The 24,986-nt window shown below is 69.7% G+C and carries 23 protein-coding genes; 14 read left to right on the forward strand and 9 right to left on the reverse strand.

Going from position 1 to position 24,986, the window contains the following annotated elements:
- Positions 1 to 63: 63 nt before the first annotated feature.
- Positions 64 to 1,407: an MFS transporter gene (locus AW272_RS18950; RefSeq protein WP_066366746.1), complete on the forward strand. Its 1,344-nt coding sequence runs from the start codon at positions 64 to 66 to the stop codon at positions 1,405 to 1,407.
- Here the strand turns inward: AW272_RS18950 and AW272_RS18955 are convergent.
- Positions 1,347 to 3,650, reverse strand: a complete 2,304-nt coding sequence (locus AW272_RS18955; RefSeq protein WP_066366747.1) for a phosphoketolase family protein — start codon at positions 3,648 to 3,650, stop codon at positions 1,347 to 1,349. The genes AW272_RS18950 and AW272_RS18955 overlap by 61 nt on opposite strands.
- A 42-nt stretch (positions 3,651 to 3,692) precedes the next feature.
- Between AW272_RS18955 and AW272_RS18960 the strand changes: the two genes are divergently transcribed.
- The 3 genes from AW272_RS18960 to AW272_RS18970 are packed head-to-tail and all read left to right on the forward strand — an operon-like array spanning position 3,693 to position 6,196.
- Positions 3,693 to 4,727 carry an acetate/propionate family kinase gene (locus AW272_RS18960; RefSeq protein ID WP_066366749.1) on the forward strand — a complete coding sequence of 345 codons (1,035 nt, stop codon included), beginning with the start codon at positions 3,693 to 3,695 and terminating at the stop codon, positions 4,725 to 4,727.
- 42 nt (positions 4,728 to 4,769) lie between these two features.
- Complete coding sequence (locus tag AW272_RS18965) at positions 4,770 to 5,336, forward strand: hypothetical protein (protein WP_066366751.1); 567 nt, start codon at positions 4,770 to 4,772, stop codon at positions 5,334 to 5,336.
- Positions 5,333 to 6,196 (forward strand): PrsW family intramembrane metalloprotease, encoded by an 864-nt coding sequence (locus tag AW272_RS18970; RefSeq protein WP_066366753.1) that lies wholly within the window; start codon positions 5,333 to 5,335, stop codon positions 6,194 to 6,196. Before AW272_RS18965 ends, AW272_RS18970 begins: the two co-directional genes overlap by 4 nt.
- On the opposite strand, the gene AW272_RS18975 is transcribed toward AW272_RS18970, so the two are convergent.
- The 5 genes from AW272_RS18975 to AW272_RS18995 all read right to left on the reverse strand — a co-directional run bounded on the left by AW272_RS18975 (position 6,140) and on the right by AW272_RS18995 (position 9,899).
- Positions 6,140 to 6,784, reverse strand: coding sequence for a pentapeptide repeat-containing protein (locus tag AW272_RS18975; RefSeq protein WP_066366755.1), 645 nt, complete (start codon positions 6,782 to 6,784; stop codon positions 6,140 to 6,142). The genes AW272_RS18970 and AW272_RS18975 overlap by 57 nt on opposite strands.
- 17 nt (positions 6,785 to 6,801) lie before the next feature.
- A complete protein-coding gene (locus tag AW272_RS18980) occupies positions 6,802 to 7,332 on the reverse strand; it encodes an EF-hand domain-containing protein (RefSeq protein WP_066366758.1) in 531 nt (176 codons plus the stop codon).
- A gap of 87 nt (positions 7,333 to 7,419) precedes the next feature.
- Positions 7,420 to 8,142 carry a dienelactone hydrolase family protein gene (locus AW272_RS18985; protein WP_066366760.1) on the reverse strand — a complete coding sequence of 241 codons (723 nt, stop codon included), beginning with the start codon at positions 8,140 to 8,142 and terminating at the stop codon, positions 7,420 to 7,422.
- Positions 8,143 to 8,319: 177 nt separating this feature from the next.
- On the reverse strand, positions 8,320 to 9,516 hold the full coding sequence (locus AW272_RS18990; protein WP_066366763.1) for an RNA polymerase sigma factor: 1,197 nt from the start codon (positions 9,514 to 9,516) through the stop codon (positions 8,320 to 8,322).
- Entirely contained in the window at positions 9,513 to 9,899 is a 387-nt protein-coding gene (locus AW272_RS18995; RefSeq protein ID WP_066366765.1) for a YciI family protein, read from the reverse strand. Before AW272_RS18995 ends, AW272_RS18990 begins: the two co-directional genes overlap by 4 nt.
- A gap of 78 nt (positions 9,900 to 9,977) precedes the next feature.
- On the opposite strand from AW272_RS18995, the gene AW272_RS19000 reads away from it, so the two are divergent.
- Positions 9,978 to 10,724: an MBL fold metallo-hydrolase gene (locus AW272_RS19000; RefSeq protein ID WP_066366767.1), complete on the forward strand. Its 747-nt coding sequence runs from the start codon at positions 9,978 to 9,980 to the stop codon at positions 10,722 to 10,724.
- Positions 10,725 to 10,774: 50 nt separating this feature from the next.
- Positions 10,775 to 11,797 (forward strand): NAD-dependent epimerase/dehydratase family protein, encoded by a 1,023-nt coding sequence (locus AW272_RS19005; protein ID WP_245657626.1) that lies wholly within the window; start codon positions 10,775 to 10,777, stop codon positions 11,795 to 11,797.
- Between the two features lie 3 nt (positions 11,798 to 11,800).
- Here the strand turns inward: AW272_RS19005 and AW272_RS19010 are convergent, their stop codons facing one another.
- Positions 11,801 to 13,255: an MDR family MFS transporter gene (locus tag AW272_RS19010; RefSeq protein WP_066366772.1), complete on the reverse strand. Its 1,455-nt coding sequence runs from the start codon at positions 13,253 to 13,255 to the stop codon at positions 11,801 to 11,803.
- A gap of 51 nt (positions 13,256 to 13,306) precedes the next feature.
- Between AW272_RS19010 and AW272_RS19015 the strand changes: the two genes are divergently transcribed.
- From AW272_RS19015 to AW272_RS19050, 8 genes are all read left to right on the forward strand, one after another.
- Entirely contained in the window at positions 13,307 to 13,891 is a 585-nt protein-coding gene (locus tag AW272_RS19015; RefSeq protein WP_066366775.1) for an acyl-CoA-like ligand-binding transcription factor, read from the forward strand.
- An 82-nt stretch (positions 13,892 to 13,973) separates the two neighbouring features.
- Positions 13,974 to 14,861 (forward strand): ABC transporter ATP-binding protein, encoded by an 888-nt coding sequence (locus AW272_RS19020; protein WP_066366776.1) that lies wholly within the window; start codon positions 13,974 to 13,976, stop codon positions 14,859 to 14,861.
- Positions 14,858 to 15,550 (forward strand): ABC transporter permease, encoded by a 693-nt coding sequence (locus AW272_RS19025; RefSeq protein WP_066366779.1) that lies wholly within the window; start codon positions 14,858 to 14,860, stop codon positions 15,548 to 15,550. Before AW272_RS19020 ends, AW272_RS19025 begins: the two co-directional genes overlap by 4 nt.
- Before the next feature lie 9 nt (positions 15,551 to 15,559).
- On the forward strand, positions 15,560 to 16,573 hold the full coding sequence (locus AW272_RS19030) for a sensor histidine kinase (protein ID WP_176579835.1): 1,014 nt from the start codon (positions 15,560 to 15,562) through the stop codon (positions 16,571 to 16,573).
- Entirely contained in the window at positions 16,570 to 17,175 is a 606-nt protein-coding gene (locus AW272_RS19035; protein WP_066366782.1) for a response regulator transcription factor, read from the forward strand. The genes AW272_RS19030 and AW272_RS19035 overlap by 4 nt, the downstream gene beginning before the upstream one ends.
- A gap of 155 nt (positions 17,176 to 17,330) precedes the next feature.
- Entirely contained in the window at positions 17,331 to 18,785 is a 1,455-nt protein-coding gene (locus AW272_RS19040) for a class I adenylate-forming enzyme family protein (protein WP_245657622.1), read from the forward strand.
- On the forward strand, positions 18,782 to 22,351 hold the full coding sequence (locus AW272_RS19045; protein ID WP_066366786.1) for an amino acid adenylation domain-containing protein: 3,570 nt from the start codon (positions 18,782 to 18,784) through the stop codon (positions 22,349 to 22,351). The genes AW272_RS19040 and AW272_RS19045 overlap by 4 nt, the downstream gene beginning before the upstream one ends.
- Positions 22,348 to 23,628, forward strand: a complete 1,281-nt coding sequence (locus AW272_RS19050; RefSeq protein ID WP_066366789.1) for a condensation domain-containing protein — start codon at positions 22,348 to 22,350, stop codon at positions 23,626 to 23,628. The genes AW272_RS19045 and AW272_RS19050 overlap by 4 nt, the downstream gene beginning before the upstream one ends.
- On the opposite strand, the gene AW272_RS19055 is transcribed toward AW272_RS19050, so the two are convergent.
- A complete protein-coding gene (locus AW272_RS19055; protein ID WP_066366794.1) occupies positions 23,625 to 24,191 on the reverse strand; it encodes a carboxymuconolactone decarboxylase family protein in 567 nt (188 codons plus the stop codon). The two genes, AW272_RS19050 and AW272_RS19055, sit on opposite strands and share 4 nt — an antisense overlap.
- Positions 24,191 to 24,982 (reverse strand): class I SAM-dependent methyltransferase, encoded by a 792-nt coding sequence (locus tag AW272_RS19060; RefSeq protein ID WP_066366796.1) that lies wholly within the window; start codon positions 24,980 to 24,982, stop codon positions 24,191 to 24,193. Before AW272_RS19060 ends, AW272_RS19055 begins: the two co-directional genes overlap by 1 nt.
- Between the last annotated feature and the right edge of the window lie 4 nt (positions 24,983 to 24,986).

The raw sequence follows: 24,986 nt of genomic DNA on the forward strand, positions 1-24,986 counted from the left end.
AGCCCCTGATGGTTACCCAGGATGGAGTCGCTTACAAGAGGTAACCGAGACAGGGGGCCACACATGCGCACCTGGGGTGTGCTTTTCGTGCTGTGCGGGACGATCTTCATGGAAGGCGTCGACGTCGCACTGCTGAACGTCGCCCTGCCCGCCATCAGGGCCGACCTCGGGCTGTCGACGGCGATGCTGAGCGGGGTGGTCTCGGCGTACGTGCTCGGGTTCGGCGGGTTCATCCTGCTCGGCGGGCGGGCGGCCGACATGCTGGGCCGACGACGGATGTTCCTGACCTGGCTGACGATCTTCGTGCTGTTCAGCGGGCTGGGCGGTCTGGCCACCGAGGGCTGGATGCTGCTGCTGGCCCGGTTCGTCACGGGGTTGGCGGCGGCGTTCATCGCCCCGGCGGGGCTGTCGCTGATCACGGCGAACTTCGCCGAGGGCACTGTGCGAAACCGGGCTCTGATCATCTACGGCGCGGTCGGCGGGGCCGGATATTCGCTCGGCATGGTCGCCGGGGGCGTGCTGACCTCGTTCGGCTGGCGGTGGGTGTTCTTCGCGCCGGTCATCTTCGCGGCGCTGCTGCTCGCGGCGGCGATCCCGCTGATCCGCGACAACGGGGAGCGGACGCGGGGCCGCTTCGACCTCGCCGGGGCGTTCACCGTGACCGGCGCGATGTTATTGCTGATCTACGGGGTGGTCCGGCTGGAACACCCCGACCTGTGGGCGGTGCCGATCTTCGCCACCGGGTTGGGCCTGGTCGCGGCGTTCGTGGCGATCGAACGGCGGGCCTCCTATCCACTGGTCAGGCTCGGCCTGCTGAAGACCGTCTCGCGCACCAACGTGTCGGCGACCCTCTTCATGGCGTCGTTCTCGGCCTTCCAGTTCCTGGTCACCCTGCACCTCCAGGAGGAACGCGGCTGGTCGACCCTGACCACCGGCCTGGTCATGGCCACGATGGGCGTCGACGCGATCCTCGGCCCGACGGTGACACCCTGGTTGATCAGGAAGTACGGCACGACCCGGGTCATCTTCGCCGGATCGGCCGTCGGCGCGGTCGCCTATCTGCTGTTCCTGCCCACCGGTGTCGACCAGGCCGTCTTGGTGATGCTGCCCGCGCTGCTGCTGGTGGGGGTGGCTTTCGCGCTGGCCTATGGGCCGTACACGATCGCCGCCACCGACGGCGTGGCCGAACGGGAGCACGGGCTGGCCGGGGGGCTGCTCTACACGTGCACCCAGTTCGGCATGGCTCTGGGTGTCTCGGCCGCCACGGCGATCTACGCGACCGGGTCACTGCAGACTGCGCTGCTGATCCCCGTGGTGGGGGCGGTGCTGGCCGGTGCGCTGGTGGGCTACCGAGGCCAGACCCAGTCGCTGATCTCGGGCGCGTCCTCGCCGCGTTCGCGGGTGTAGGCGCGTGCTCGCAGGCGGGCGTCGGTCATCTCCTGGCGCAGGCCGGCGAACCGGACCCCCAGATCCTCCACTCGGTCGATCACGTCTCTGACGAGGTGGAACCGGTCGATGCCGTTGAGCATGGCCATGTCGAACGGGGTCGTGGTGGTGCCCTCCTCGCGGTATCCCCGCACGTGGAAGTTGGGGTGGCCGTGCCGTCTGTAGGTCAGCCGGTGGACGAGCCACGGGTAGCCGTGGAAGTTGAAGATCACCGGTCTGTCGGTCGTGAAGAGTGCGTCGAACTCCGGGTCGGACAGGCCGTGGGGGTGTTCCCCCGGCGGCTGCAGGCGCATCAGGTCGACGACGTTGATGACGCGTACCCGCAGCTCGGGCAGTTTCTCCCGCAGAATCGCGGCGGCGGCGAGCGTCTCCAGCGTCGGGACGTCGCCCGCGCAGGCCAGCACCACGTCAGGCTGGTGACCCGCGTCGTTGGACGCCCAGTCGATGATGCCGAGACCCCGGGTGCAGTGGACGACCGCCTCGTCACGGTCGAACAGGTCGAGGACGGGCTGCTTCCCGGCGACGATCACGTTGACGTAGTCACGCGACCGGAGACAGTGGTCGGCGACCGAGAGCAGCGTGTTGGCGTCCGGCGGCAGGTAGACCCGCACGACCGACGCCTTCTTGTTCAGTACGACATCGAGGAAGCCCGGGTCCTGGTGGGTGAACCCGTTGTGGTCCTGCCGCCAGACATGTGAGGACAGGAGGTAGTTCAGCGAGGCGACCGGCCGCCGCCACGGGATCGCGCGAGCGGTGTCGAGCCACTTGGCGTGCTGGTTGAACATGGCGTCGACGATGTGGATGAACGCCTCGTAGCAGTTGAAGAGCCCGTGCCGCCCGGTCAGCAGATAGCCCTCCAGCCAGCCCTGGCACAGATGCTCCGACAGGACCTCCATCACTCGCCCGCCCGATTGGAGGTTCTCGTCCGTCGGCAGCGTGGTCAACTCCCACTCCTTGCCGGACGCCTCGTAGACCGCCTGGAGCCGGTTCGACGCCGTCTCGTCGGGGCCCATCAGCCGGAAGGTGTGCGGGTTGGCGGCGATGACGTCTCTCAGGAACTCACCGAGGATCCGCGTCGGCTCGGTCGAGCCGGTGCCGGGCTTCTCGATCGGCACGGCGTAGTCCCGGAAGTCCGGCAGCACGAGCGGCCGGAGCAGCTCTCCCCCGTTGGCGTGCGGGTTGGCGCTCATCCGGCGCGGCCCCTTCGGCACCAGCCCCACGACTTCGGGATAGGGCCTGCCGTTGTCGTCGAAGAGCTCTTCGGGCTTGTACGACGACATCCAGTCCTGGAGCTGTTCGAGATGGGCGGCGTTGGTCCGCACCTCCGAGAGCGGCACCTGATGGGCCCGCCACGTCCCTTCGACGGGCTTCCCGTCGACCTCCTTAGGCCCGGTCCACCCCTTCGGCGTCCTCAGGATGATCATCGGGAGGCGCTCAGGGCGGGTCGCGATCTCGTCGAAGACGGCGTCCAGGGTGCTCGCCATCAACGGATGCACTTGGGAGGGGTCGTCGCCCTCGACGACGTAGGGCCGGTAGCCGTACCCCTCCATGAGCTTGGTCAGCTCGGCCGGTGGGATGCGGGCCAGGAACGACGGGTTGGCGATCTTGTAGCCGTTGAGGTGCAGGATCGGCAGCACCACCCCGTCCCTGCGGGGGTTGCGGAACTTGTTCGAATGCCAGCTCGCCGCCAGCGGCCCGGTCTCGGCCTCGCCGTCGCCGATCACGCAGGCCACGACCAGATCGGGGTTGTCGAACGCGGCGCCGTACGCGTGCGCGAGCGAATAGCCCAGCTCACCGCCCTCGTGGATGGACCCGGGGGTCTCCGGGGCGACGTGGCTGGGGATGCCGCCCGGGAAGGAGAACTGGCGGAACAGGCGCTGCATGCCCCGGGCGTCCTGGGAGACGGCGGGGTAGATCTCGCTGTAGGTCCCCTCCAGCCACGCGTGCGCGACCGCCGCCGGGCCGCCGTGGCCGGGGCCGCAGATGTAGATCATGTCCTGGTCGCGTTCGGTGATGATCCGGTTCAGGTGGGCGAAGAGGAAGTTGAGGCCCGGGGTCGTGCCCCAGTGGCCCAGCAGGCGCGGCTTGATGTGCTCCGGGCGCAGCGGTTCGGTCAGCAGCGGATTGTCCAGAAGGTAGATCTGACCGGCGGAGAGATAATTCGCGGCGCGCCAGTAGGCGGAGACCTGCTGCAAAGCGTCCATGTTCGAGGTCTCTACCCCTTGATACGGGGAAGTCTCCGGATTGTGAAGGTTCTGACGGTCAACGCCGGTTCATCGAGTTTGCGGCTCCACCTGGTCTCCGGAGACGAGGTTCTGGCCACTCACCACGTGGAACAGGCCCCGACGTCGGCGGACGCGCTGCTCGAATTCCTGGACGAGAAGCCCGACGCGGTGTCCCATCGGCTGGTGCACGGCGGATCGATCGTGCGAGAACCGGTGCGCGCGTCGATGGAGCTGGTCGACCAGTTGTCGGAGATTTCAGACCTTGCCCCGCTTCACCTGCCGCCCGCACTCAAGCTGATCCGCGCCTCACTTGAGGCCCTTGATGTCCCGCAGGTCCTCTGCCCCGACACCGCGTTCCACGCGGGGATGCCCGCGGTCGCCTCGACCTATCCGATCCCCGCCGACTGGCGATCACGCTTCGGCCTGCGGCGATACGGCTTCCACGGCCTCTCCTACGCCCATGCCCTGCGCAGGGCCGGCGGGTTGGTCGACGCGTCCCAGATGGTGCTGTGCCACCTGGGCGGCGGCGCGTCGGTCTGCGCCGTCAAGGACGGGCAGTCGATGGACACCTCGATGGGGTTCACGCCACTTGAGGGCGTCCCGATGAGCAAGCGGTCCGGCAGCGTCGATCCCGGCATGCTGCTGTGGCTCCTCGACGGGCGCCTTTCTCTCTCGGAGGTACGAGACGGCCTGGAGCAGCACTCCGGTCTGCTGGGCCTGTCGAACGGGTTCTCCGGCGACACCCGCGACCTGGTCAAAGCGGGCGACACGTTCACCCTCGACGTCTACTGCCACCGGGTGGCCCGCGAGATCGCCGCCGCCGCGACCTCCCTCGACCGCCTCGACGCCCTCGTCTTCACCGGCGAGATCGGCTGGGACCAGCCGGAGGTGCGCGCGGGTGTCTGCCGGCGGCTGGGCCTGCTGGGGGTGCGGGAGCCGGTGGGCGGCAACCGTACCGAAGACGGCCTGATCAGCACGGACGGGGTGCCGGTCCTGGTCGTCGAGACGCGGGAGGAGTTGCAGCTTGCCCGGGAGGCAGGTTTTGTTCTGACGTAGGCGGTTATGAGTCGGACAACCCCCCACATCGTGAGGGGAATCATGGCGCGTACGGGCTGGCCCGGATCGATCGCGATCCTGCTGATTCTCGGCTTCCTGGCCATCGGCCTGCCGCTGGCCAACGCCGGTCTCGTCGACGAGGCCGTGCCGCTCAAGCCCGGCACGGTCATCCAGGTCGGCGAGGAGCTCGACAACGGCAGCCGCCCGATCTCCATGCTGGTGCCCGCCGGATGGTCCCTCGACGAAGGCGCGTCGTCACTGTCGGAGTCGGTGTCCCTGGTCAACGGAGGCGCGACCGTCCAGCTCGGCGTCATCGACGCGGAATCGGCCACCCCGCAGCAGCTCTGGACCGGTCAGCACCTCATCTTCAAGGCTCAGGGCGTCCCCATCGTCGCCGAGAGCCCCACCCCGATCACGACCAGCCAGGGCGTCCCCGGCCTGTCCGGCATGATCACCGTGAAGGACCGCATCGGCACCCAGACCGTCTTCGCCGCCCCCGACCAGGGCGCCAGCGTCCTGGTGGCCGGTGACCCGGCCGCGATCGCCGCCCACAGCGACGACATCAGACAGATGATCGCCTCGATCCAGTTCGCCGGAGCGCAGCAGTGACCCGCCAACCGGCCTTCTGGGTCTGGCTGCTCGGCATCGTCCTGGGCGTCCTGACGGTCAGCACGACCCTGGTCCCGCAGGCCCGCGTCTTCACCGCCGGAACCATGATCGCCCTCGGCGTGCTGGTCCCGGTCCTGCTGCTCGCATTCTGGCTGTTCACCCGCATCCGCCCGCTGCGCGCCGCGCCACTGGGCTATTCGTGGATGGCCCTGGCCTGGGGCGGCCTGGCCGCGTTCGGCGTGGCGTTCCTGGCCAACACGGCGTTCACCGCGATCCTCACCAAGACCACCGGCCCCCTCTTCGCCGACCGCTGGGCCGACGCCATCGCCGCGCCCCTCGACGAGGAGACCGCGAAACTGGCCGGAGTCGCCCTCATCGCCCTGATCGCCCCATGGGTGATGTCCGGGGCCCTGGCCGGGTTCGGCTACGGCGCGATCGTCGGCCTGGGTTTCCAGATCATCGAAGATCTTCTGTACGTCTACAACACCATCATCATGACCGGCGGCATCCAGCAGACCAGCGACACCGTGGGCTCCCTGTTCGCGAGGCTGGTCTATTCGGCGTGGTGGAGCCACTGGGCCATGACGGCGGTGGCGGGCGCGGGGCTGGGCTACGCGGTCGCCCGCACCGACCGGCCGCTGGCCTCGCGGGTGACCGTGGCGGTGACGGCGTGGGTGACGGCGATGCTGATGCACGCCTGGTGGGACTCGCCGCTGCTCCCCGGCTCGACCTTCGCCAAGGGCATCCCGCTGCTGGTCATCGCGATCGTGGTCTTCGTCGTGGCCCGGCACCTCGACCGGCGGTCAGTCGCGTACCGAGATACCCAGCGCGTGGGCCATACGTGGGGCCAGGTCGAGTAGCTGACTCATCGAGATCGTGGCGCCCCGGAGCGACTCCAGGCCGTCGGCGATCCCCAGGGTGCGCGCTCCCCGGAAGTCGACCTTGGTGAGCTGGGCCTTGTCGAACCTGACGTCCTCCAGCTCCGAGCCGGGGAAGGTGACCTCTTTGAGCGTGCCTCCGGCGAAGTCGACCTCTCTCAGCAGGCAGTCTTCGAAGGTGACGTTCCTGAGCGTCGCCGACCGGAGGTTGACGGAGTCGAGCTTGCAGTTGTGGAAGGTGACCTGGTGGACCCGGGAACCGAACATCGGGACGCCGGACATGGCGCTGGAGATGATCTCGGCGTCGAACCAGTCGCTCTCGGCCAGGTTGACCCCGATCCACCTGACCGTGTGGAACCACACGTCGTTGTAGCGGCTCCGGTCCATGCGGCTGTCGTTGATCGTGACCTGCTGGAAGACCGTCTCCATGAACCGCGCGCCGACGGTGTTGACCTCGTCGAACGTGACGTCCTTGAGGTGGACGCCGTCGTAGTCGCCCTCCCGGCCGAGGTCACCGGTGAGGGGTTCGAGGTAGGCGGCGTAGGGGAGGTCATGGAGTTCGCGCGGCATTCGAACATTCTTACAACTCAGCGTGCGATCACGTCCAGCCGCCCGAACACCAGCGACCCCACCGCCCGCGCGTCGTCTCCCGTCCAGAACTCCGCCCACAGCTCGCCGAACTCCGTGCGCGACAGGTAGCCGTCTCCGTCGCCGTCGATTTCGTCGAACACGTCGTCGGTGTCGGTCGGCACGCCGGTCCACCCCACGACGAGCTGGTTGTATTCACGGGCCGAGATCAGCCCGTCTCCGTTCACGTCGACCGCGTCGAACATGGACAGCGCCGTGGTGGCCATCGCGTGGGACATCTGGTCGAGGCGGTCGACGATCACCATCACGTCTTCGAGGGTCACCCGGCCGTCGTCGTCGCGGTCGGCCGTGAGCAGGGTCGCCCACCAGCCCATCATGATCGAGTGGATGCGGCCCTTCGGCTGCCCCTGGAGCGCCGCCCATCGGCCTGCCAGCGCCTCGAAGTCGGATTCGGTCAGGTAGCCGTCGCCGTCGACGTCCATCGCGCGGAAGACACCAGTGATCTTGCGGTACTGAAACTTGGTAGCCATCGGGCCACTCCCTTCACGGGTGGGGGGGACCTTGATGGTCACCAACCCGGGCGAGTGGCCGCGATGACACTGTGAGTAACAGTTCTCTTACCGTGAGTTATTCGCGGTGAACTCCAGAATCTGGCGCCAGGAGTCGGCGCAGGCCTCTGCCCATTCGGCGAACGAACGATCGAAGAACGAGTGGGGCGCGCCGTCATAAATGACAGACGTGTTGGGTGTGCCCGCCGCGTCGAGGGCGGCGGTGAAACCGTCGAACTCCTCTTCGGTCGACGCCGTGTCGGCGCCGCCGCGCAGCAGCAGGATCGGCGCCCCCGGCGTCGCCGGCACCTCGCCGATGCGGCGGATGGCGCCGTAGAAGCCGATCGCACCGGCCAGGCCGCTGCCGTGGGCGCCCAGACGCCACGAGTGGGAGCCGCCGAAGCAGAAGCCCGTCGTGAAGACGGGGGCCGGCAGCTGCGCGCGGGCGGCGGCGACGTCCAGGTCGACCTGCTCCGGCGTCACCTGGGCGACGTGGGGCTGCCAGTCGAAGTCCTCGCCGCGGTCGTCGGTCTCGGCGGTACGGCCGAAATAGTCGATGGCGATGGTGTGGAAACCGGCCTCGGCGAAGCGCACGGCCAGATCCCGGTAGTAGGGATGGAGGCCGCGGATGTCCGGCAGAATGATCATCGAACGGCCGTTGGGCTCGGCGGGTTCGGCTCGGTAGGCCAAGACCCGGGTGCCGTCTTCACTGGTCAGCGTGATCTGCTCGTGAGAGGCGACCGCCCCGGCCACCGGCGGCGCGGGTGGCCTGCTGTCGGTGCTGTGACACATGGGGCGATCTTGTCACACGGGTTTCGGCAGGCCCGCGATCACCATCCCGATCAGCCGGTGACAGCTCTCGTCTACCGCGTACGGGAGAGGGTGACGAAGCCGTGGATGGCGTGAATTGGCGTCGGCGCCGTCCAGGCCGTAGTCCGCCTGGCGAAATCGGCCGTCTTGAGGTGCGGCCTACTTGAGCCGGGCCGCCTTGCTCAGCAGGTAGCGCTGCCTCGGCGAACTCGTTGAGGCTTCCGCCGCTTCCAGGTAGGCCGCCCGAGCCGCCGCGACATCGCCGGTCATCTCCAGCAGATGGGCCCGCACGCCCATCACCCGGTGGTCGACCGGTTGAATCGCCGCCAGCGCCGCCAAGCCCGTCGCCGGTCCCTCGCTCATGGCCACCGCCACCACCCGGTTCAGGGCCACCACGGGGGTGGGGGTGATCTGGAAGAGGAGGTCGTACAGGGCGCGGATCTGGGGCCAGTCTGTCTCCTTGGCCGTGTGGGCCTCGTCGTGGAGGGCCGCGATCGCCGCCTGCAGTTGGTAGGGGCCGATCTCGCCCCGGGGCAGCGCCTCCTCGAGCAACGCCACGCCTTCGGTGATCTGGTGAGGGTCCCATTTCGTCCGGTCCTGCTCGTCCATGGGGATCAGGGCGCCGCCCGGCCCGGTGCGGGCGGCGCGGCGGGCGTCGGTGAGGAGCATCAGGGACAGGAGGCCGGCCACCTCGCCGTCCTCAGGGAGTGTGCGGCGCAGCATGCGGGCCAGCCTGATCGCTTCGCGAGCCAGTTCCACTCGCTGCAGGTCGGGGCCCGAGGTGGTCGCGTAGCCCTCGTTGAAGATCAGGTAGAGCACGTGCAAAACCACGCCCAGGCGTTCGGCCCGGTCGCGGGGGAGGCCGAAGCCCTGGCCGCTCTCCTTGATGGTCTGCTTCGCGCGGGTGATGCGGCGGGTCATGGTCGCCTCGGGGACCAGGAAGGCGCGGGCGATCTCCGCCGTGGTCAGGCCGCCGACGGCGCGCAGGGTCACCGCGATCTGGGACGCCGGGGACAGCGCCGGGTGGCAGCACATGAAGAGCAGCACCAGCGTGTCGTCGCCGCCGGCGGGCGGGTCGGCCGGTACGGCGGGCCGGCGGGCCACCGCCTCCTCGCGTTCCCGGCGGGACTGCTGACTGCGCAGCAGATCGGTCAGGCGCCGGGAGGCGACGGTGATCAGCCACGCCTTCGGGTTCTCCGGGACACCTTCACGAGGCCATTGGGTGGCGGCGGCCAGCAGCGCCTCCTGGACGGCGTCCTCGGCGGTGTCGAAATGGCCGTACCGGCGGACCAGCGCGGCGAGGACCCGCGGCGCGTTCTCACGCAGCAGGTCCTCCACGCCGGACGGACCGGTCATTCGATCATGTCGTCGAAGTGCTCCATGATCGGCCGCACGTCGACGTACTGGCCCTCGCCCTCCGGGCCGGGGGTGTCGGCCAGCTTGGCGGCGATCTCGGTGGCGCGGTCGAAGCTGGCGCACTCGACGATCGTGTAGCCGACCAGGACCTCCTGGGTCTCCGGGTAGGGACCGTCGGTGACGACCGGGACACCGCCCTTCAGCGAGACGCGGCGGGCGTGGACGGGCGCCGACAGGCCCTTGGCGTCGACGAACTCGCCCGATTCGACCAGGTCGTTGTTCCACTTCTCCATGAACGCGTGCATCTCGGCCACTTCGGGGCCGCCGGTCGCCATGGCGTCGAAGTCGTTCTGTGAGCCGTACAGCATGATCATGTATTTCATGATGTTCTCCCTTCGCTCACCCGATACGTCGGAGCCGGGGACTCCCGCCGGACATGTCCTGACGACAAAATATGGGGCATGACGGAGGTCACATTCACCCATATCGGCGGCCCGACGTTACTCATCGAGTTCGAGGGCCTTCGCATCCTGACCGATCCGACCTTCGACGCGCCCGGCCGGCGCTACAACTTCGGCTGGGGCACCTCATCGACCAAGGTCGCCGGCCCCGCGCTCACTCCCGAGCAGATCGGGCCGGTCGACGCGGTTCTGCTCACCCACGATCATCATGACGACAACCTCGACGCCGCCGGGCGGGCCTTCCTGAAGGACGTCCCGCTGGTGATCACCACCCACTCCGGGGCCACCCGGATCGGCGGGACCGGGCTCAAGCCCGGCGAGTCGACGACCCTGAACGACGTCAAGATCACCGCTACCCCGTGCCGGCACGGGCCGCCGCTGAGCCACCCCATCACCGGCGACGTCATCGGGTTCGCCCTCGAATGGCCGGGTCAGACGCATGGCCCGCTGTGGATCACGGGAGACACGGTCCTGTACGGCGCCGTGCGCGAGACCGCCCGCCGTCTGAAGCCCGGCACGGTCGTCTTCCATCTCGGCGGGGTGCGGTTCCCGATCACCGGGCCGCTGCTCTACACGATGACCGGCCGCGACGCCGCGACCCTGCTCACCGACATGGCTCCGGCGAACGTTTTCGCGGTGCACTGGGAGGGCTGGTCGCATTTCAAAGACGGCCGGGAGGGGATCGTCCAGGCTCATGTGCCGGTGGCCTGGTTCCCGATGGGTGAGCCACTGACCGCCGAGGTCTAGTTTTCCCGTGTCCCTTTTGGGGCATTTCGCCCATTATGCGAGTAGTCGTGATGGGGGCAACCGGCAACGTCGGCACGAGCGTCATCGAGGCGCTGGAATCAGATCCCAAGATCAAATCGATCGTGGGGGTGGCCCGGAGGCTGCCCGGATTCGAGGGCGGCAAGACCACCTACCTGGCGGCGGACATGTCCACCGACGACCTGGTGGCCATCTTCACCGGTGCGGACGCGGTCATCCATCTCGCCTGGCTGTTCCAGCCGACGCGGAACCCGCTCCGCACCTGGCGGAACAACGTGCTGGGCGGGATGCGCGTCTTCGACGCCGTCGTCGAGGCGGGGGTGCCCGCGCTGGTGTACGCGTCGTCGGTCGGCGCCTACTCACCCGCCGGCCCCAGCAGTCTCGTGGACGAGAGCTGGCCCACCCACGGCTGGCCGGGGGCCGCGTACGGCCGCGAGAAGGCCTACCTGGAGCGGGTGCTGGACGTGTTCGAACGCGACCACCCCGGCACCCGGGTGGTCCGGATGCGGCCCGGGTTCATCTTCAAGCGCGAGGCCGCCTCGGAACAGCGCCGGATCTTCGGCGGCCCGTACGTGCCGAGGGTGGGCCACGTCCCGGTGGTCCCCGGCATCCCGGGGCTGAAGCTCCAGATCCTGCACAGCGACGACGCCGCGCAGGCCTACCTGCTGGCGGTGAAGCGCCAGGTCCAGGGCGCCTTCAACATCGCCGCCGAGCCGGTCTTCGACATGCCGATGATGGCCGAACTGCTCGGCGCCCGCCTGGTCCCGGTGCCCGTGGGGCTGGCCCGGATGGCAGTCTCCGCCGCCTGGCGGCTGCGGCTGATCCCGGCCACGCCGGGGATGCTGGAGATCGCCCTGCACATCCCGATCATGAACACCAGACGCGCCCGCGAGGAACTCGGCTGGACCCCGCGCCACGCCGCCCCGGACGCGATCATGGAGTTCCTGGCGGGGCTGGGTGAGGGAGCGGGCATGGACACCGCCCCCCTCAAACCCGACGAGGGCCTGAAGGGCCGGGCCCGCGAAGTGACGACCGGGGCCGGCCGACGCCCCTGAGGGTCAGGCGCTCGCTCCTGCGGGGACCGGGGTCTCTTCCTTCTCCACGGTCTCCCGCAGCGGGGCGGGGCGGAGGAAGAGCGTGGCGATCACGCCGAGGGCGGCGATGCCGGCGGAGACCAGGAAGATGTGGCCGGTCGCGTCGGCGAAGGCCACCGGGAGCGGGTGGCCTTCGACCACGCCGGCGGCGACCTGGTTGGCCAGGACGGCGCCCAGGATCGACACGCCGATGGTGCCGCCGAGGGAGCGGAAGAAGGTGATCGCGCCGCTGGCGGCGCCCAGGTCGTGCAGCGCCACGGTGTTCTGGAGGGCCAGCACCAGGTTCTGCATGGCCATGCCGACGCCCGCGCCGACCAGAACCATCGAGGGGATGATCAGCCAGATCGACGTGTCGTGCTGGATCAGGGAGAGCCCGAGGAAGCCGACGGTGAGGACGAGCGCGCCGGCGATGATGAAGGGCCGGACCTTGCCCGTACGGGAGATGATCTGACCCGAGATGGCAGAGGACAACAGCACACCGGCCATCATCGGGATCGTCATCAGCCCGGCCTGGGTGGGGCTGAACCCACGGCCGACCTGGAAGTACTGGCCGAGGAACACGGCCCCGCCGAACATCGCCATGCCGACCGCGAGGCTCGCGAGGATGGCGAGCGCGGGGGTGCGCTGCTTGATGATGTGCAGCGGGACGACCGGCTGCTTGGCACGGGACTCGACCCAGGTGGCCAGGCCCAGCAGCACGACGGTGCCGCCGACCATGGCGCCGGTCTGCCACGAGACCCAGGCGAACGAGTTGTCGACGAAGGTGATCCAGATCAGCAGCAGGCTGACTCCGGCCGCGATGAGGGTCGCCCCCGCGTAGTCGATGACCACGCCTTCACGCCGGACGGTCTCGATCTTCAGCGTCTTGTGGAGCAGCGCCCACGCGGCCACGCAGAACGGCACCGAGATGAAGAAGCACCAGCGCCAGCCGAGCCAGTCGGTGTCGGCGATCAGGCCGCCCAGCAGCGGGCCGCCCACGGTCGCGACGGCCATGACGCCGCCGAGGTAGCCGTTGTACTTGCCACGCTCCTTCGGCGGGATCATCGCGGCCATGACCACCTGCACGAGTACCTGAAGCGCGCCCATGCCGAGCCCCTGGACGACGCGGAAGGCGATCAGCTGCGGGGTGTTCTGGGCGAACCCGCAGGCGATCGAGCCGATCAGGAACAGGACCAGGGAGATCTGGAGGAGGGTCTTCTTGTTGTAGAGGTCGGCCAGGCGGCCCCAGATGGGGGTGGACGCGGTGGCGGCCAGCAGGGACGCGGTGATCACCCAGGTGTACTGCGACTGGGTGCCCTTGAGGGCGGTGATGATCTGCGGAAGCGCGATCGAGACGATCGTGCTGCTGATCATCGCGACGAAGAGCACGAGGAGGAGACCGCTCAGGGCCTCCAAGATTTGGCGGTGATTTTTGCTCACGAGGCAAGTTTACCCATTGCGCAAATTTGTGTGCGCAGTAGGGTGCCGACTGTGGGACTGAGAGAGCGGAAGAAGGCGGAGACCCGGCAGGCGGTCCATCAGGCCGCGCTGCGGCTGACCGTCGAACAGGGCTTCGACGCGGTGACGGTCGAGGCCATCGCCGACGCCGCCAACATCTCCCGGCGGACGTTCTCCAACTACTTCGCCGCCAAGGAGGACGCCGTCCTCTACGGCGAGGAACAGCGCATCCAGGACCTCGTCGAACACATCCGCCGCCGCCCACCGGGCGAACGCGCCTGGCCTGCCCTCTGCGCCGCCGCCGCCGAGCTCTACCGGGAGCAGGAGGACTCGGACCGGGAGTGGGCCATGCGCACCCGCCTGGCCCGCCGCCACCCTGCCCTGCTCGCCCGGCAACTGGCCAACCAGGCGATCCTGGAACAGGAGATCGCCGTGGAGGTGGCCTCCAGGGAAGGCCTCGACGACCGGGCGCTGCGACCACGCGTGATGGCGACGGCCTTCCTGGCCGCGTTGCGGACGGCGATCCTGGTATGGCTCGACGAACGTGAGTCCCGCCCACTGGGCGAGACGCTCCAGGAGAGCCTGGCCGAGATAGGGCGCGACTTCACCCCTGCGTGAACCCGAGGCGTGACAGCTGTCACGGGAAAGCCGTGACGCCTGCTCTAAGTGCTCCCCCGGCCGCCGGATCAGGCTGGGACCCATGGAACTCGCCGTACACGCCACGGGATTGCGGAAGAGGTTCGGGCCGGTTCAGGCCGTCGACGGGGTCGATCTGGCCATCGCGCCGGGAGAGGTCGTGGCCGTCCTCGGCCCTAATGGGGCTGGAAAATCGACCACGGTCGACCTGGTCCTCGGGCTGAGTGTGCCCGACGAGGGCCGGGTCCGGGTCTTCGGGCAGACGCCGGCGCAGGCCGTCCAGGAAGGACGGGTCGGAGCGGTGCTCCAGGAGGGGGCGCTGCTCGACGACGCGACCGTCGGGGAGATCGTCGCCATGGTCGCCTCGCTGCACCGGAACCCGATGCCCGTGGCCGAGGCCCTGCGTCGCGCGGGGGTCGCGGATCTGGCCACCCGGCGCTCGACCCGGCTGTCCGGCGGGCAGAAACAGCGGGTCAGGTTCGCGGTCGCGTTGGTCTGCGACCCCGAACTGCTGCTGCTCGACGAACCGACCTCGGCGATGGACCCGGTCACCCGGCGCGCCTTCTGGTCGTCGATGCGCGACTTCACCGAACGGGGCCGGACCGTCGTGTTCGCCACCCATCACCTGGAGGAGGCCGAGGAGTACGCCGACACGGTCGTGTTCTTCCGCGCCGGCAAGGTGATCGCGAACGGCCCGATCGACCAGGTCAGAAAGCTGGCTTCGGGCCGCGTGATCAGCGCAGTGGTGCCTTTGTCAGGCGCGGCGCTCGGTGCGCTCCCGGGATCGGCCGGGGTCGAATGGTTCGGTGAGCGGGCACGGATCGTCTCCCACGACTCCGACGCCACCCTGCGGGCACTGCTGGCCCGATTCCCGAAAGCCCATGACATCGAGGTCACCGGTGTCGGTCTGGACGAGGTCTTCTTCGCCCTCACCTCGCAGGAGGAACGATGAGATACCTGGTTCTGGAGCTGCGCCGGGCCCTGCGACGGCCCGGGACCCTGCTGTTCGTCGTCGGGTTCCCCGGCGCCTTCTACCTGCTGGAGTCGGTCATCTTCGGCAACGGGATCGACATCCTGCCCGCCATGGCCGCATGGGGGGTGCTGCTGGCCGGTCTGCTGGTCGCGCCGCCGATCGTGGCCGAGCGGGCCGCCGGGTGGCAGCGGCAACTGCGGCTGACGCCGCTGTCGGGGGCGGGCTACCTGCGGGGTAAGGCCACGGTCGGGCTGCTGGTGGCGCTGCCGCCGCCGATCGTGGTGGCGCTGCTGGCCCACTTCACTCAGGACGTGCGGCTCGATGCCTCGCAGTGGGTCGCGCTGGTCGGGCTGACCTGGCTGGGGGCGCTGCCGTTCGCGCTGCTCGGGATCCTGATCGGGCAGTTGTCGACGCCGGAGAGCGTGCAGCAGGTGACGATCGTGGGCATGCTGGCGCTGGCGATCTTCGGAGGGATGTTCATGCCGCTCGACACACTGCCGAATTGGTTCGGCCAGGTCGGGTACGCCATGCCGAGTTACTGGCTGACCGAGCTGGGACGCTGGGTGGTGCTGCCCGATCGGGAGATCATGCTGGCGGGGGGCATCCTCCTAGGATGGGCTCTGGCGCTGGGAGCGGCCGTGACCTGGCGGTTCCGGCGGGATTCCTGAGGGGTCGCGATGCTCTCCGTGGGGCTGACGCTGCTGTTCAGCGCGCTGATGGTGCCGACCTGGCTGAGCGCGCTGGCCGCCCTGCCCCCGGAGACCGCGCGCTGGGCGGTCGGCGTCGGCATCGCGTACACACTGGCGTATCTCCTCGCCGTGGCGCTGCGCCGGTTCTGGGCGGTGCCGTTGGCGCTCGGGGCCGCGCTGGTGGTGATCATGGGGCTGGCGAACTCGTGGGTGCTGATGTTCGCGCTCTGTGTGGTCGCGGTGTCCGTCCGGCCGAAGCTCGCGGCCGTCGTGGTCGGCGGGTCGCTCGCCGGGCTGGCCGTCGCGGCGGTGGTGTCCGGGGAGTTCACCACCCAGATGGGCAACCTGGTGATCCTCGGTTCGGTGGCCGCCGCGACCGCCCTGCTGGCCCGGCTGTCGGAGGCCAACGAGGAACTGCGCCGGGCCCGCGACCGGGTGGCCGTGCTCGCGGTGAACGAAGAGCGGGCCCGGGTCGCCCGCGACCTGCACGACATCCTCGGCCACAGCCTGACCACGATCACCCTCAAAGCCGGTCTCGTACGCCGCCTCATCGAGACCGCCGACGATCGGGCCGCCGGTGAGGCCGCCGACGTCGAACGTCTGTCGCGGCAGGCGCTCGCCGACGTGCGGGCCACCGTGTCCGGCTACCGCGAGGTCACCCTGTCGGGCGAACTGGCGAACGCCCGCGAGGCGCTACGGGCGGCCGGGCTGACCGCGTCGCTGCCGTCGGCGGTCGACGACGTCCACCCCGACCTGCACGAGGTCTTCGGCCACGTGGTGCGGGAAGCTGTCACCAACGTGATCCGCCACTCGACCGCCGGCCACGTCACCGTCGACCTGGGACAGCGCTGGCTGACCGTCCACGACGACGGCCACCCGACCTCTGCGACCTGGGGAAACGGACTGACCGGTCTGCACGAACGCCTGACCGCGCTCGGCGGCGCCCTCACCGCCGAACCGAAGCCGGCGAAAGGCTTCCTGCTCCGAGCGGAGGTCCCGTGATCCGGGTGCTCATCGCCGACGACCAGGCTCTCGTACGGGGGGCGCTGGCCGCGATGCTCGATCTGGAGCCCGACATCACCGTCGTCGCCCAGGTCGCCCGCGCCGACGAGATTCTCCCGGCCGCCCGGGCGACCGAGCCCCACGTCGCCGTGATCGACGTCCAGATGCCCGGTACCGACGGCCTGACCGCCGCCGCGAAGCTCCATCGGGCGTTGCCCGGATGCCGCGTCCTCATCTGCACCACCTTCGGACGCCCCGGCTACCTCGCCCGCGCCATGGCCGCCGGGGCGACCGGGTTCATCGTCAAGGACGCCACCCCGGAAGAACTGGCCGAGGCGGTCCGGAAGGTCGCCAAGGGCATCCGCGTGGTCGATCCGGCGCTGGCGACCGAGTCGCTCGTCCACGGCGTCAACCCGCTCACCTCCCGGGAACGCGAGGTCTTGCGGGCGATCGACGAAGGCCGGACCATCGGGGAGGTGGCGGGTCTTCTCCACTTGTCGGAGGGCACCGTACGCAACCACCTCTCCTCCGCCATAGGGAAGACCGGCACCCGCGGCAGGAACGAGGCGGCGGTCGTCGCCAGAGAACGCGGCTGGCTCTGAAAGTTTCGGGGTAACGAGACAAACATTTCTCTGTCGTTTCCTGGCCCCGTTGCCTATTCTGCCGATGCGAGAGATTTCAGAACCTACCGGCCTGGTAGGTTCCCCCGCCTTCCCTGCATCATGGTGGATCGAAATATTTCGGAACGGTGGTGGCCGTGCGGGCTGACCGACACCTCATGCTGCCTGACCTGCTCATGCGCCGAGGCGCCGAACAGGCCGGGAAGACGGCGATCATCGTGACCGACGTCGGAGAGATCACGTTCGGCGAATGGGACCGGCGGGCCAACGCCACCGCCCGTGCCCTCATCGACCGGGGGCTGTCCCCCGGCGACCGAGTGGCGCTGGTCTTCGGGGAGCGCGACTGGATCGACTACGCGGTCGCCTGGTGCGGGGTGCTCCGGGCGGGGTGCGTGGCGGTGCCGCTCTCGGAGCGATTAGCCCCCGCGGAGATCGACTACGCGCTCAAGGACTGTGGCGTCGTACAGACGATCTCCAAAGAGAGCTCAGCCGAGCTGAGCGCGAACGACCCCGCGCCCGTGCGAAGAGGCCTCGAGCCCGACAAGCTGGCGCAGATCATCTACACCTCCGGTACGACCGGCCAGGCCAAGGGCGTCGGCGCGACCCACGCCAACCTGGCCTACGGCGCCGACGCGCGCCACCGCAAACTCGCCCATTCGCGGCACTTCCTGCACGCCTTCCCGATCGGCACCAACGCCGGGCAGGCCATGCTGATCAACTCGCTCGACGCCAGCCCGGCCGCGCTGACGATGCCGATGTTCACGCCGGGACGGTTCGCCAGGCTCATCGAGATCTACGAGGTCGGGACCGTCTTCGTCGTCCCGGCGATGGCGATCCAGCTGCTCAACGCCGGGGTGCACGAGCGGCACGACTTCAGCTCGGTGAGGCTGCTCGGTTCGACCGCCGCGAGCCTGCCGCCGAGCGTGGCCGCCGGGATGGCGAAGGCGTTCCCGAAGGCGACGATCGTCAACTACTACACCTCGACCGAGGCGACCCCGGCGCAGACCGTGATGATCGTCGACCCGGCCCGGCCCGCGTCGGTGGGACGGCCCTCCCAGGGCGGCGACCTGCGGATTCTCACACAGAAGGGCGAGACCGCGAAGCCACGCGAAACGGGCGAGGTCTGGTTGCGGTCCCCTGCGGGGAACCGGGTCTACTACGGCGACCGGCAGGCCACCGACCGGGTGTTCCGCGACGGCTGGGTGCGGATGGGCGACCTCGGTTACCTCGACGACGACAAGTTCCTCTACCTGGTCGACCGGGAGAGCGACGTCATCAAGTCGGGCGCGCACAAGGTGTCGACGATCCAGGTCGAGGCCGCCCTGCACGAACATCCGGCCATCGCCGAGGCGGCCGTGGCCGGGCTGCCGCATCCGGTGCTCGGCCGGGTGGCCGGCGCGGCCGTGGTGACCCGCGCGCCGGTGACGCCCGCCGAACTGCGCACGTTCCTGCTCGACCGGCTCGCGCCGCACGAACTGCCGAGCCGGCTCGTGTTCGTGGCCGAGCTGCCCAAGAACCACCTCGGCAAGGTGGTGAAGCCACGTCTGCTCGATCTGATCGGGCCGGCCGACACCCTTCCGGGACGAAAATGAAAGCGACCGCCGTCCAGCACGGCATATGGACCGCCGCCCAGCTCGGCGCGGGCCCGGCCTACCATCTACCGGTCGCGCTCTGGTTCGACGGCGACCTCGACGTGCCCGCGCTGCTCGCGGCCTGCGCCGCCGTGGCGGCCCGGCACCGGGTGCTGTCGACGCTCGTGACGAGCACGGGTGACGTCGTCGAGGGACCGGCGCCGGTGATCTCGATCGCCGCCCGGGCGACGCCCGAGCTCGTCGCCGAGGAGGTCGCGCGGCCCTTCGACCTGGAGAACGGCCCGCTCGCGCGCTTCACGCTCGCGCCCGCCGGGCCGCGCCGCTATCTGCTGCTGTTCACGGCGCACCATCTGGTGTTCGACGGGCCGTCCAAGGACATTCTCGTACGCGACCTCGCCCGCCACTACTCCCATCCCGGCGCCTCCTGGGAGCTGCTCGGCCAGGTGGCCGAGACCTCGACGACTCTCGACGTCCCTCCGGTGGACTTCACCCTCCCCGGGCAGCGGCGGTCGGGGCGGTTCGGCGCCGGAGAACAGATCGCGGGCGACGACACGGTGCTCGCGGCGGCCGCGGAGGTGGCCGAGGCGGCCGGGGTGACGACGTTCGAGGCGCTGCTGACGGGGATCCACGCCCTGCTGTTCCGGTACGGCGCCGAGACGCCGGCCGTCCTCGTCGACGTCACCACGCGGGGACCGGAGACCCGCGACCACATCGGCCCCCACGTGAACGAACTCCCGGTGATCACCTGGCCCCGGCGCGACCTGACCTTCCACGACTTCGCCCGCGAGGTGCGGGCGCAGGTCAGGGGCCTCGACCCGACGGCCCGGCCGACCCGGACGCTGTCGGCCCCGGTCTCGCTGAGCTACCGGAAGGCGGGCCGGAGACCTGACTTCCCCGGGCTCGACGTCACCGTCGACACGACCATGTTCGCCGGAGGCGCGCGCGGCCCGCTGCACCTCCAGGTGGTCGACGGCCTCGGCACCTGGCTGCGCTTCAACCCCGAGGCGCTGGACCGCCCGACGGTCGCCCGGTTCTGGGACGCGCTCGGAACCCTCCTCACGCACGCCGCCGCCGACCCCGGGTCGACCATCGGCGACCTCGACGTCATCCCGCCCGCCGACCGGGAGCGACTGCTCGTCACCTGGAACGACACCGACGTCACCTATCCGCCCGTCACCCTGCCGGAACTGTTCGCGGCCCAGGTCAGAAAGACACCCCACGCGGTCGCGGTCCGGTGCGACGACCGCACCCTGACCTACGCCGAGCTCGACATGGCCACCGGACGGCTGGCCGGGAAGCTGCGGCGTCGCGGCATCGGGCCGGGCGACCTCGTCGCGGTCAGCATCCCCCGCTCCGACGACCTGCTGATCGCGCTGCTGGCGGTGCAGCGGGCGGGAGCGGCCTACCTGCCGCTCGACCCCGGCCACCCGGCCGAACGCATCGACCTGATCGTGGCCGACGCGCAGCCGAAGATGCTGCTGACCAAGGCGCGTACCGACGAACACGAGGGCTACCTGCGGCGGACCACAGCCGACGACCTCGCCTGCGTCGTCTACACCTCGGGGTCGACCGGGCAGCCGAAGGGCGTGGAGATCACCCACGGGAACCTGTCGAACCTGCTGCTGTCGATGCGGGACCTGCTGTCGGCCACCGCGGACGACCGCTGGCTCGCGCTCACGTCCCCGGCGGTCGACATCTCGGCGCTGGAGATGTTCCTGCCGCTGATCACCGGTGGCCGGGTGGTGATCGCGCCGCCGGGGGCGGAGAGAGGGCCGGAGGCCCTCGCGGCGCTGGTGAAAGCGCAAGGCGTGACGTTCGTGCAGGCCCCGCCCTCGGTCTGGCGGTCGCTGCTGCCCGGCGGGATCACCGGCGCGACGGCGCTGACGGGTGGGGAGGCGCTGCCCGCGCCGCTGGCGGCCGAGCTCAGGCAGCGGTTCGCCAAGGTGGTCAACGTCTACGGCCCGACCGAGACGACCGTCTGGAGCACCTTCAGCCTCGACGACTCCATCGGACGGCCGATCGCCAACACCCGCATCCGCCTGCTCGACCAGGAGCTCCGGCTGGTGCCCGTCGGGGTGCGGGGCGAGCTGTGCATCGGCGGCGCGGGCGTGGCCGCCGGTTACCGCTATCAGCCGGAACTGACGGCCGAGCGGTTCGTGACCGACCCCTTCGGCGCGCCGGACGACCGCCTCTACCGCACCGGCGACCTGGCCCGCCACCGCGAGGACGGCACAATCGAGTTCCTCGGCCGGATCGAGGTCGGTGATCCGGCACCCGTGACCCCCGCTCAGCGGCGATTATGGTTCCTGCACCGGTTCGATCCGGCGGACGCGTCGTACAACATGTGTCTGCCCCTGCGATTACGCGGGCCGCTCGACCACGATCGGCTGCGGGAGTCGCTGAACAAGGTCGTGGCCCGGCACGAGAGCCTGCGCACCTCCTTCGCCGAGGGCCCGATCGCCGTGGTGCATCCGCCGCGACGAGTCGAGATCGAGTTCATCGCGGCCCCCGATCCGCGTGAGCTGGTCGCCGAGCGGACCAACGCGCCCTTCGACCTGACCGAGCCGCCGTTCCGGGTGAGCCTGTTCGAACTCGGCGCCGACGACCACGTGCTCTGCGTCGTGCTGCATCACATCGTCGCCGACGGGTGGTCGCTCGGAGTGCTCCTGGACGACCTGCTCGCGCTCTACCAAGGTGAAGAGCCACCTGACCTGGCTCTTCAGTTCGGTGACGTGGCGGCGTGGCTGCCCGCGCCGTCGGTGGAGTTCTGGCGGGAGGAGCTCGCGGGGGCCGTGAAGACGGAACTGCCGGCCGACCTGCCCAGGGGCGGGGCTCCGGCCGGGGCGTTCCACCGGTTCGTGATCCCGGAGGACGTGGTCAGGCGGCTCGAACGGCTTGACGCGTCGCTGTTCACGGTGCTGGCGGCGGCGTTCGCCGACTTCCTGGCCGCGACGAAGGCGACCGTGCTGGCGGCACGGGCCCACGGCACGGTGCCGTTCGAGGAGGTCGGCGACCTGCTCCAGACGATGGTCATCCTGCACGACCAGCCGGGCGACGGCGAACCGCCCGAGCGGGTCGGCGACCTGCGGGTGGAGCCGTTCGACGACGGCTACCGGCAGGCCAGGTTCGACTTCGCGCTGGAGGCCTGGCGCAAGGAAGACGGGCTGCTGGCGGTCTTCGGCTACGACTCGACGCTGTTCCGGGCCACCACGGTCGAGGAACTGTCCCGGACGTTCACCAGGCTGCTGGAGAGCATCGGTAAGGATCCCTCCCAGCCGATCTCCCACAACGGCAAGATCGATCGAAGAACCGCTGGATCTGGAGATGGCATGACCGAGGAGCTCAGGGTCCGGCTGGCGAGCATGATCTCGACGGCGTCCGGCGGCACGATCAGCTCTGAAGAGGTATTGGCCGGGAAATACACGCTGTCGGCGCTCGGGCTGACGTCGCTGGCCCGGATCAGCCTGATCGACACGATCGAGGACGTCTTCGACTGCGAGATCGACCTCGCCGGCGACCTGTCGTCGTTCGAGGACGTCGACACCCTGGTGGCGGCGCTGACATGAAGATCGAATTCACCGGCGCGGACGCGGGAGAGGCGCCGCTGACCTGGGGGCAGCGCCTGATGTGGCGGGCCGTCTACCTGATGGGCCCCAGCCAGACCTTCCTGAACTGCCCGTTCGTGTTCCCGGTCTACGGTCGCCGGGAGCTGCCTGCGGTGCTCGACGCGCTGCGGGTGCTGATCGAGCGCCACGAGACCCTGCGGACGACCTTCTTCGCCGAGGGCCAGCTGGTGGCCAGGGACGGCGTGCTGGAGGTCGAACTGGTCGAGGCCGGGACCGAACGCGGGCTCCAGGTGGCCGAACGCGTCGCCGCCCAGCTGGCCCACACGATCTTCGACCATTCGAACGAGCTGCCGCTGCGCTGCGCGGTGGTGGTCAAGGGCGGCCGTCCGGTAGCACTGGCCTGCGTCTTCACCCACCTGGCGGTCGACTATCACGCGCTCGCCGTGCTCGCCGACGAGTGGAGGGCACTGTTGCGAGGGCTCCCGCTGACGCCGGTTCCCTGGCAGCCCAGGGACCAGGCCGGGCTGGAGGCGACGGCGCGGTGGCAGGCCCGGTCGGCGCGGTCGATCGCCTACTGGCGCGACATGCTCGACGAGGCTCCGCTGGACGTGTTCGACCACGCCCCGGGCGAGCCGGAGGACCCCCGGTTCATCGAGGTCGGCATGGAGTCGACCGCGCTGGCGGTGGCCGCGCTGCGGTTGGCCGACCGGTTCAAGGTCAGCACCACCAGTGTCCTGCTCGCGGCCTGCGCCACCGCGTTGGCGCAGGTCAGCGCGCGTTCCCGGGTGGTGATGCAGCTCGTGCACAGCAACCGCCGCGACGCCAGGACCTGGGAGATGGTCGGTACGGTCGGTCAGGACGCCCTCGTCTCTCTCGACTCCTTCAAGAGGGACTTCGGCGAGGTCTGCCAGGCCACCCACCGAGCCGCCCTGCAGGCCTACCGCAACGCCAACTACGACCCGTTCGCGATGACGCTGATGCGCCAGGAGGTCGGCGCCCGGAGAGGCGGGGAACACGACCTCGACGCCTTCTTCAACGACCGCCGCCCCTCCGCGGGCTGGCCCGCCCTGTCGCCGGACGCCGACCTCTCGGTCTCCGGCACCAGGACGTACACCGACAATGCCTGGCCCGGGGTCAGGTTCAAGGCGTTCTTCACCGTCGGAACCGCGATCGAGACCGGTCAGCTCAGCCTGATCGCCGACACCGCCTACCTCTCCAGGGAGAGGGCGGAGTCGATGCTGCGCGGGGTCGAGGCCCTGCTGGTCGGGTCGGTCTAGCCGGCGATCGGCCGGCCGAAGTCGACCGCGGCGAGGATCTCATCGGGGGTGGTGTCGCGCAGTTGCGCGTCCGGTCGCAGGCCGAGTGCGTCGTTGACGGTGGAGAAGGCCAGCCGCAGCGCCACGAACGTCGTGATGTCGAAGATCTGCGCGTCGGTGAACCCGGCGGCCCGCAGCTTCTCGACGTCGGCCCCGGTCGTCGCGTTGGGCCGCTTGGTGATCTTGCGGGTCCACTCGGCGACGGCGCGCTCGGCCTCGGTCAGGTCGGTGTCGGCACCCGTGAGCACCGACACGACCGTGCTCCGGTCGGACCAGGACGCCAGCTTGTTCCCCCACGACAGCGCGCAGTAGGAGTTCCCGTAGGCTGCCGCGCAGGCGGTCACCATGATCCCCCGCAGCCGCAGCGGCATTCCCCGCGTGACGTCTCTCGCCGTCTTCAGGATGGTCTCGCCCACTTCGGGACGGTAGCCCCAGAAGCGGGTGGCGTTCATGACGTAGCCGAACTCCTTGAGGTCTACCTCGGCCTCTTCCGGCTTGGCGTCCACCGGTTCCAGAAAACTCATCACGCCTCCTTCCGGGCCAGATAACCGACCACGTCGATGCTCGCCCGCAGCGGCAGACCGGCGCGCAGCCGCTCTTTCGCCGTCTCGATCGCGGCCTCGGCGAACGCTTCGTCGCCGACGTTCTGAATCGCCTCGTACGCCGGCCCGGTGGACGCCAGTGCCCGCGCGTAGACGGCGGGGTCGGCGAACTCCCAGGCGAACGGCACCGTCACCCGCCGGACCTCGGTGAACCCGAACTTCTCCAGCAGTTCCTCGCCCACACCGGGACGCCCGAGGGCGACCATGTTCCGCTGGTTGTCGACCTTCGGCGGTGCGGCCAGCCGGAACGGCGCCAGCGCCCACGCGCCCGGCGAGTTCTTGATGTGCCCCCACACGGTCAGCCCGACCCGGCCGCCGGACTTCAGCACCCGGTGGATCTCCTGGAGCGCCAGGGGAGTGGTCCCCCAGACCCCGCGGAAAGACGTGACGACGTCGAAGGACGCGTCGTCCCAGGGCAGGTCGTGCATGTCACCGACCCGGATGTCGGCATCGGGGCTGCGGTCGCGGGCCACCGCGACGAGCCGGGCCGACGCGTCGATGCCGGCCACGTCGGCGCCCCGGACGGAGGCCAGCTCAAGGGCCAGCCCCGCCCCGCAGGCGATGTCGAGTAGGCGGTCGCCGTCGCCGACGCCCAGATGCTGGTGCACGGCGACGTATTCTCTGCAGTTCCCCGGTTCGCTGAGCGTCGCGAAGTCGACCGCGCGGCGGCCCCACCCCTCGTCGACCAGCGTCCAGGCCGTCGGATCGTTCATTTCC

Source organism: Herbidospora mongoliensis (assembly GCF_001570545.1).
In the GTDB taxonomy this organism is placed as follows: domain Bacteria; phylum Actinomycetota; class Actinomycetes; order Streptosporangiales; family Streptosporangiaceae; genus Herbidospora; species Herbidospora mongoliensis.

Bases quoted from the DNA above. Each gene is read 5' to 3' on its own strand.
- AW272_RS18950 (WP_066366746.1), top strand. From the start codon at position 64: ATGCGCACCTGGGGTGTGCTTTTCGTGCTGTGCGGGACGATCTTCATG.
- AW272_RS18955 (WP_066366747.1), bottom strand. From the start codon at position 3,650: ATGGACGCTTTGCAGCAGGTCTCCGCCTACTGGCGCGCCGCGAATTAT.
- AW272_RS18965 (WP_066366751.1), top strand. From the start codon at position 4,770: ATGGCGCGTACGGGCTGGCCCGGATCGATCGCGATCCTGCTGATTCTC.
- AW272_RS18975 (WP_066366755.1), bottom strand. From the start codon at position 6,784: ATGCCGCGCGAACTCCATGACCTCCCCTACGCCGCCTACCTCGAACCC.
- AW272_RS18980 (WP_066366758.1), bottom strand. From the start codon at position 7,332: ATGGCTACCAAGTTTCAGTACCGCAAGATCACTGGTGTCTTCCGCGCG.
- AW272_RS18985 (WP_066366760.1), bottom strand. From the start codon at position 8,142: ATGTGTCACAGCACCGACAGCAGGCCACCCGCGCCGCCGGTGGCCGGG.
- AW272_RS18990 (WP_066366763.1), bottom strand. From the start codon at position 9,516: ATGACCGGTCCGTCCGGCGTGGAGGACCTGCTGCGTGAGAACGCGCCG.
- AW272_RS18995 (WP_066366765.1), bottom strand. From the start codon at position 9,899: ATGAAATACATGATCATGCTGTACGGCTCACAGAACGACTTCGACGCC.
- AW272_RS19000 (WP_066366767.1), top strand. From the start codon at position 9,978: ATGACGGAGGTCACATTCACCCATATCGGCGGCCCGACGTTACTCATC.
- AW272_RS19005 (WP_245657626.1), top strand. From the start codon at position 10,775: ATGGGGGCAACCGGCAACGTCGGCACGAGCGTCATCGAGGCGCTGGAA.
- AW272_RS19020 (WP_066366776.1), top strand. From the start codon at position 13,974: ATGGAACTCGCCGTACACGCCACGGGATTGCGGAAGAGGTTCGGGCCG.
- AW272_RS19025 (WP_066366779.1), top strand. From the start codon at position 14,858: ATGAGATACCTGGTTCTGGAGCTGCGCCGGGCCCTGCGACGGCCCGGG.
- AW272_RS19030 (WP_176579835.1), top strand. From the start codon at position 15,560: ATGCTCTCCGTGGGGCTGACGCTGCTGTTCAGCGCGCTGATGGTGCCG.
- AW272_RS19045 (WP_066366786.1), top strand. From the start codon at position 18,782: ATGAAAGCGACCGCCGTCCAGCACGGCATATGGACCGCCGCCCAGCTC.
- AW272_RS19050 (WP_066366789.1), top strand. From the start codon at position 22,348: ATGAAGATCGAATTCACCGGCGCGGACGCGGGAGAGGCGCCGCTGACC.
- AW272_RS19055 (WP_066366794.1), bottom strand. From the start codon at position 24,191: ATGAGTTTTCTGGAACCGGTGGACGCCAAGCCGGAAGAGGCCGAGGTA.
- AW272_RS19060 (WP_066366796.1), bottom strand. From the start codon at position 24,982: ATGAACGATCCGACGGCCTGGACGCTGGTCGACGAGGGGTGGGGCCGC.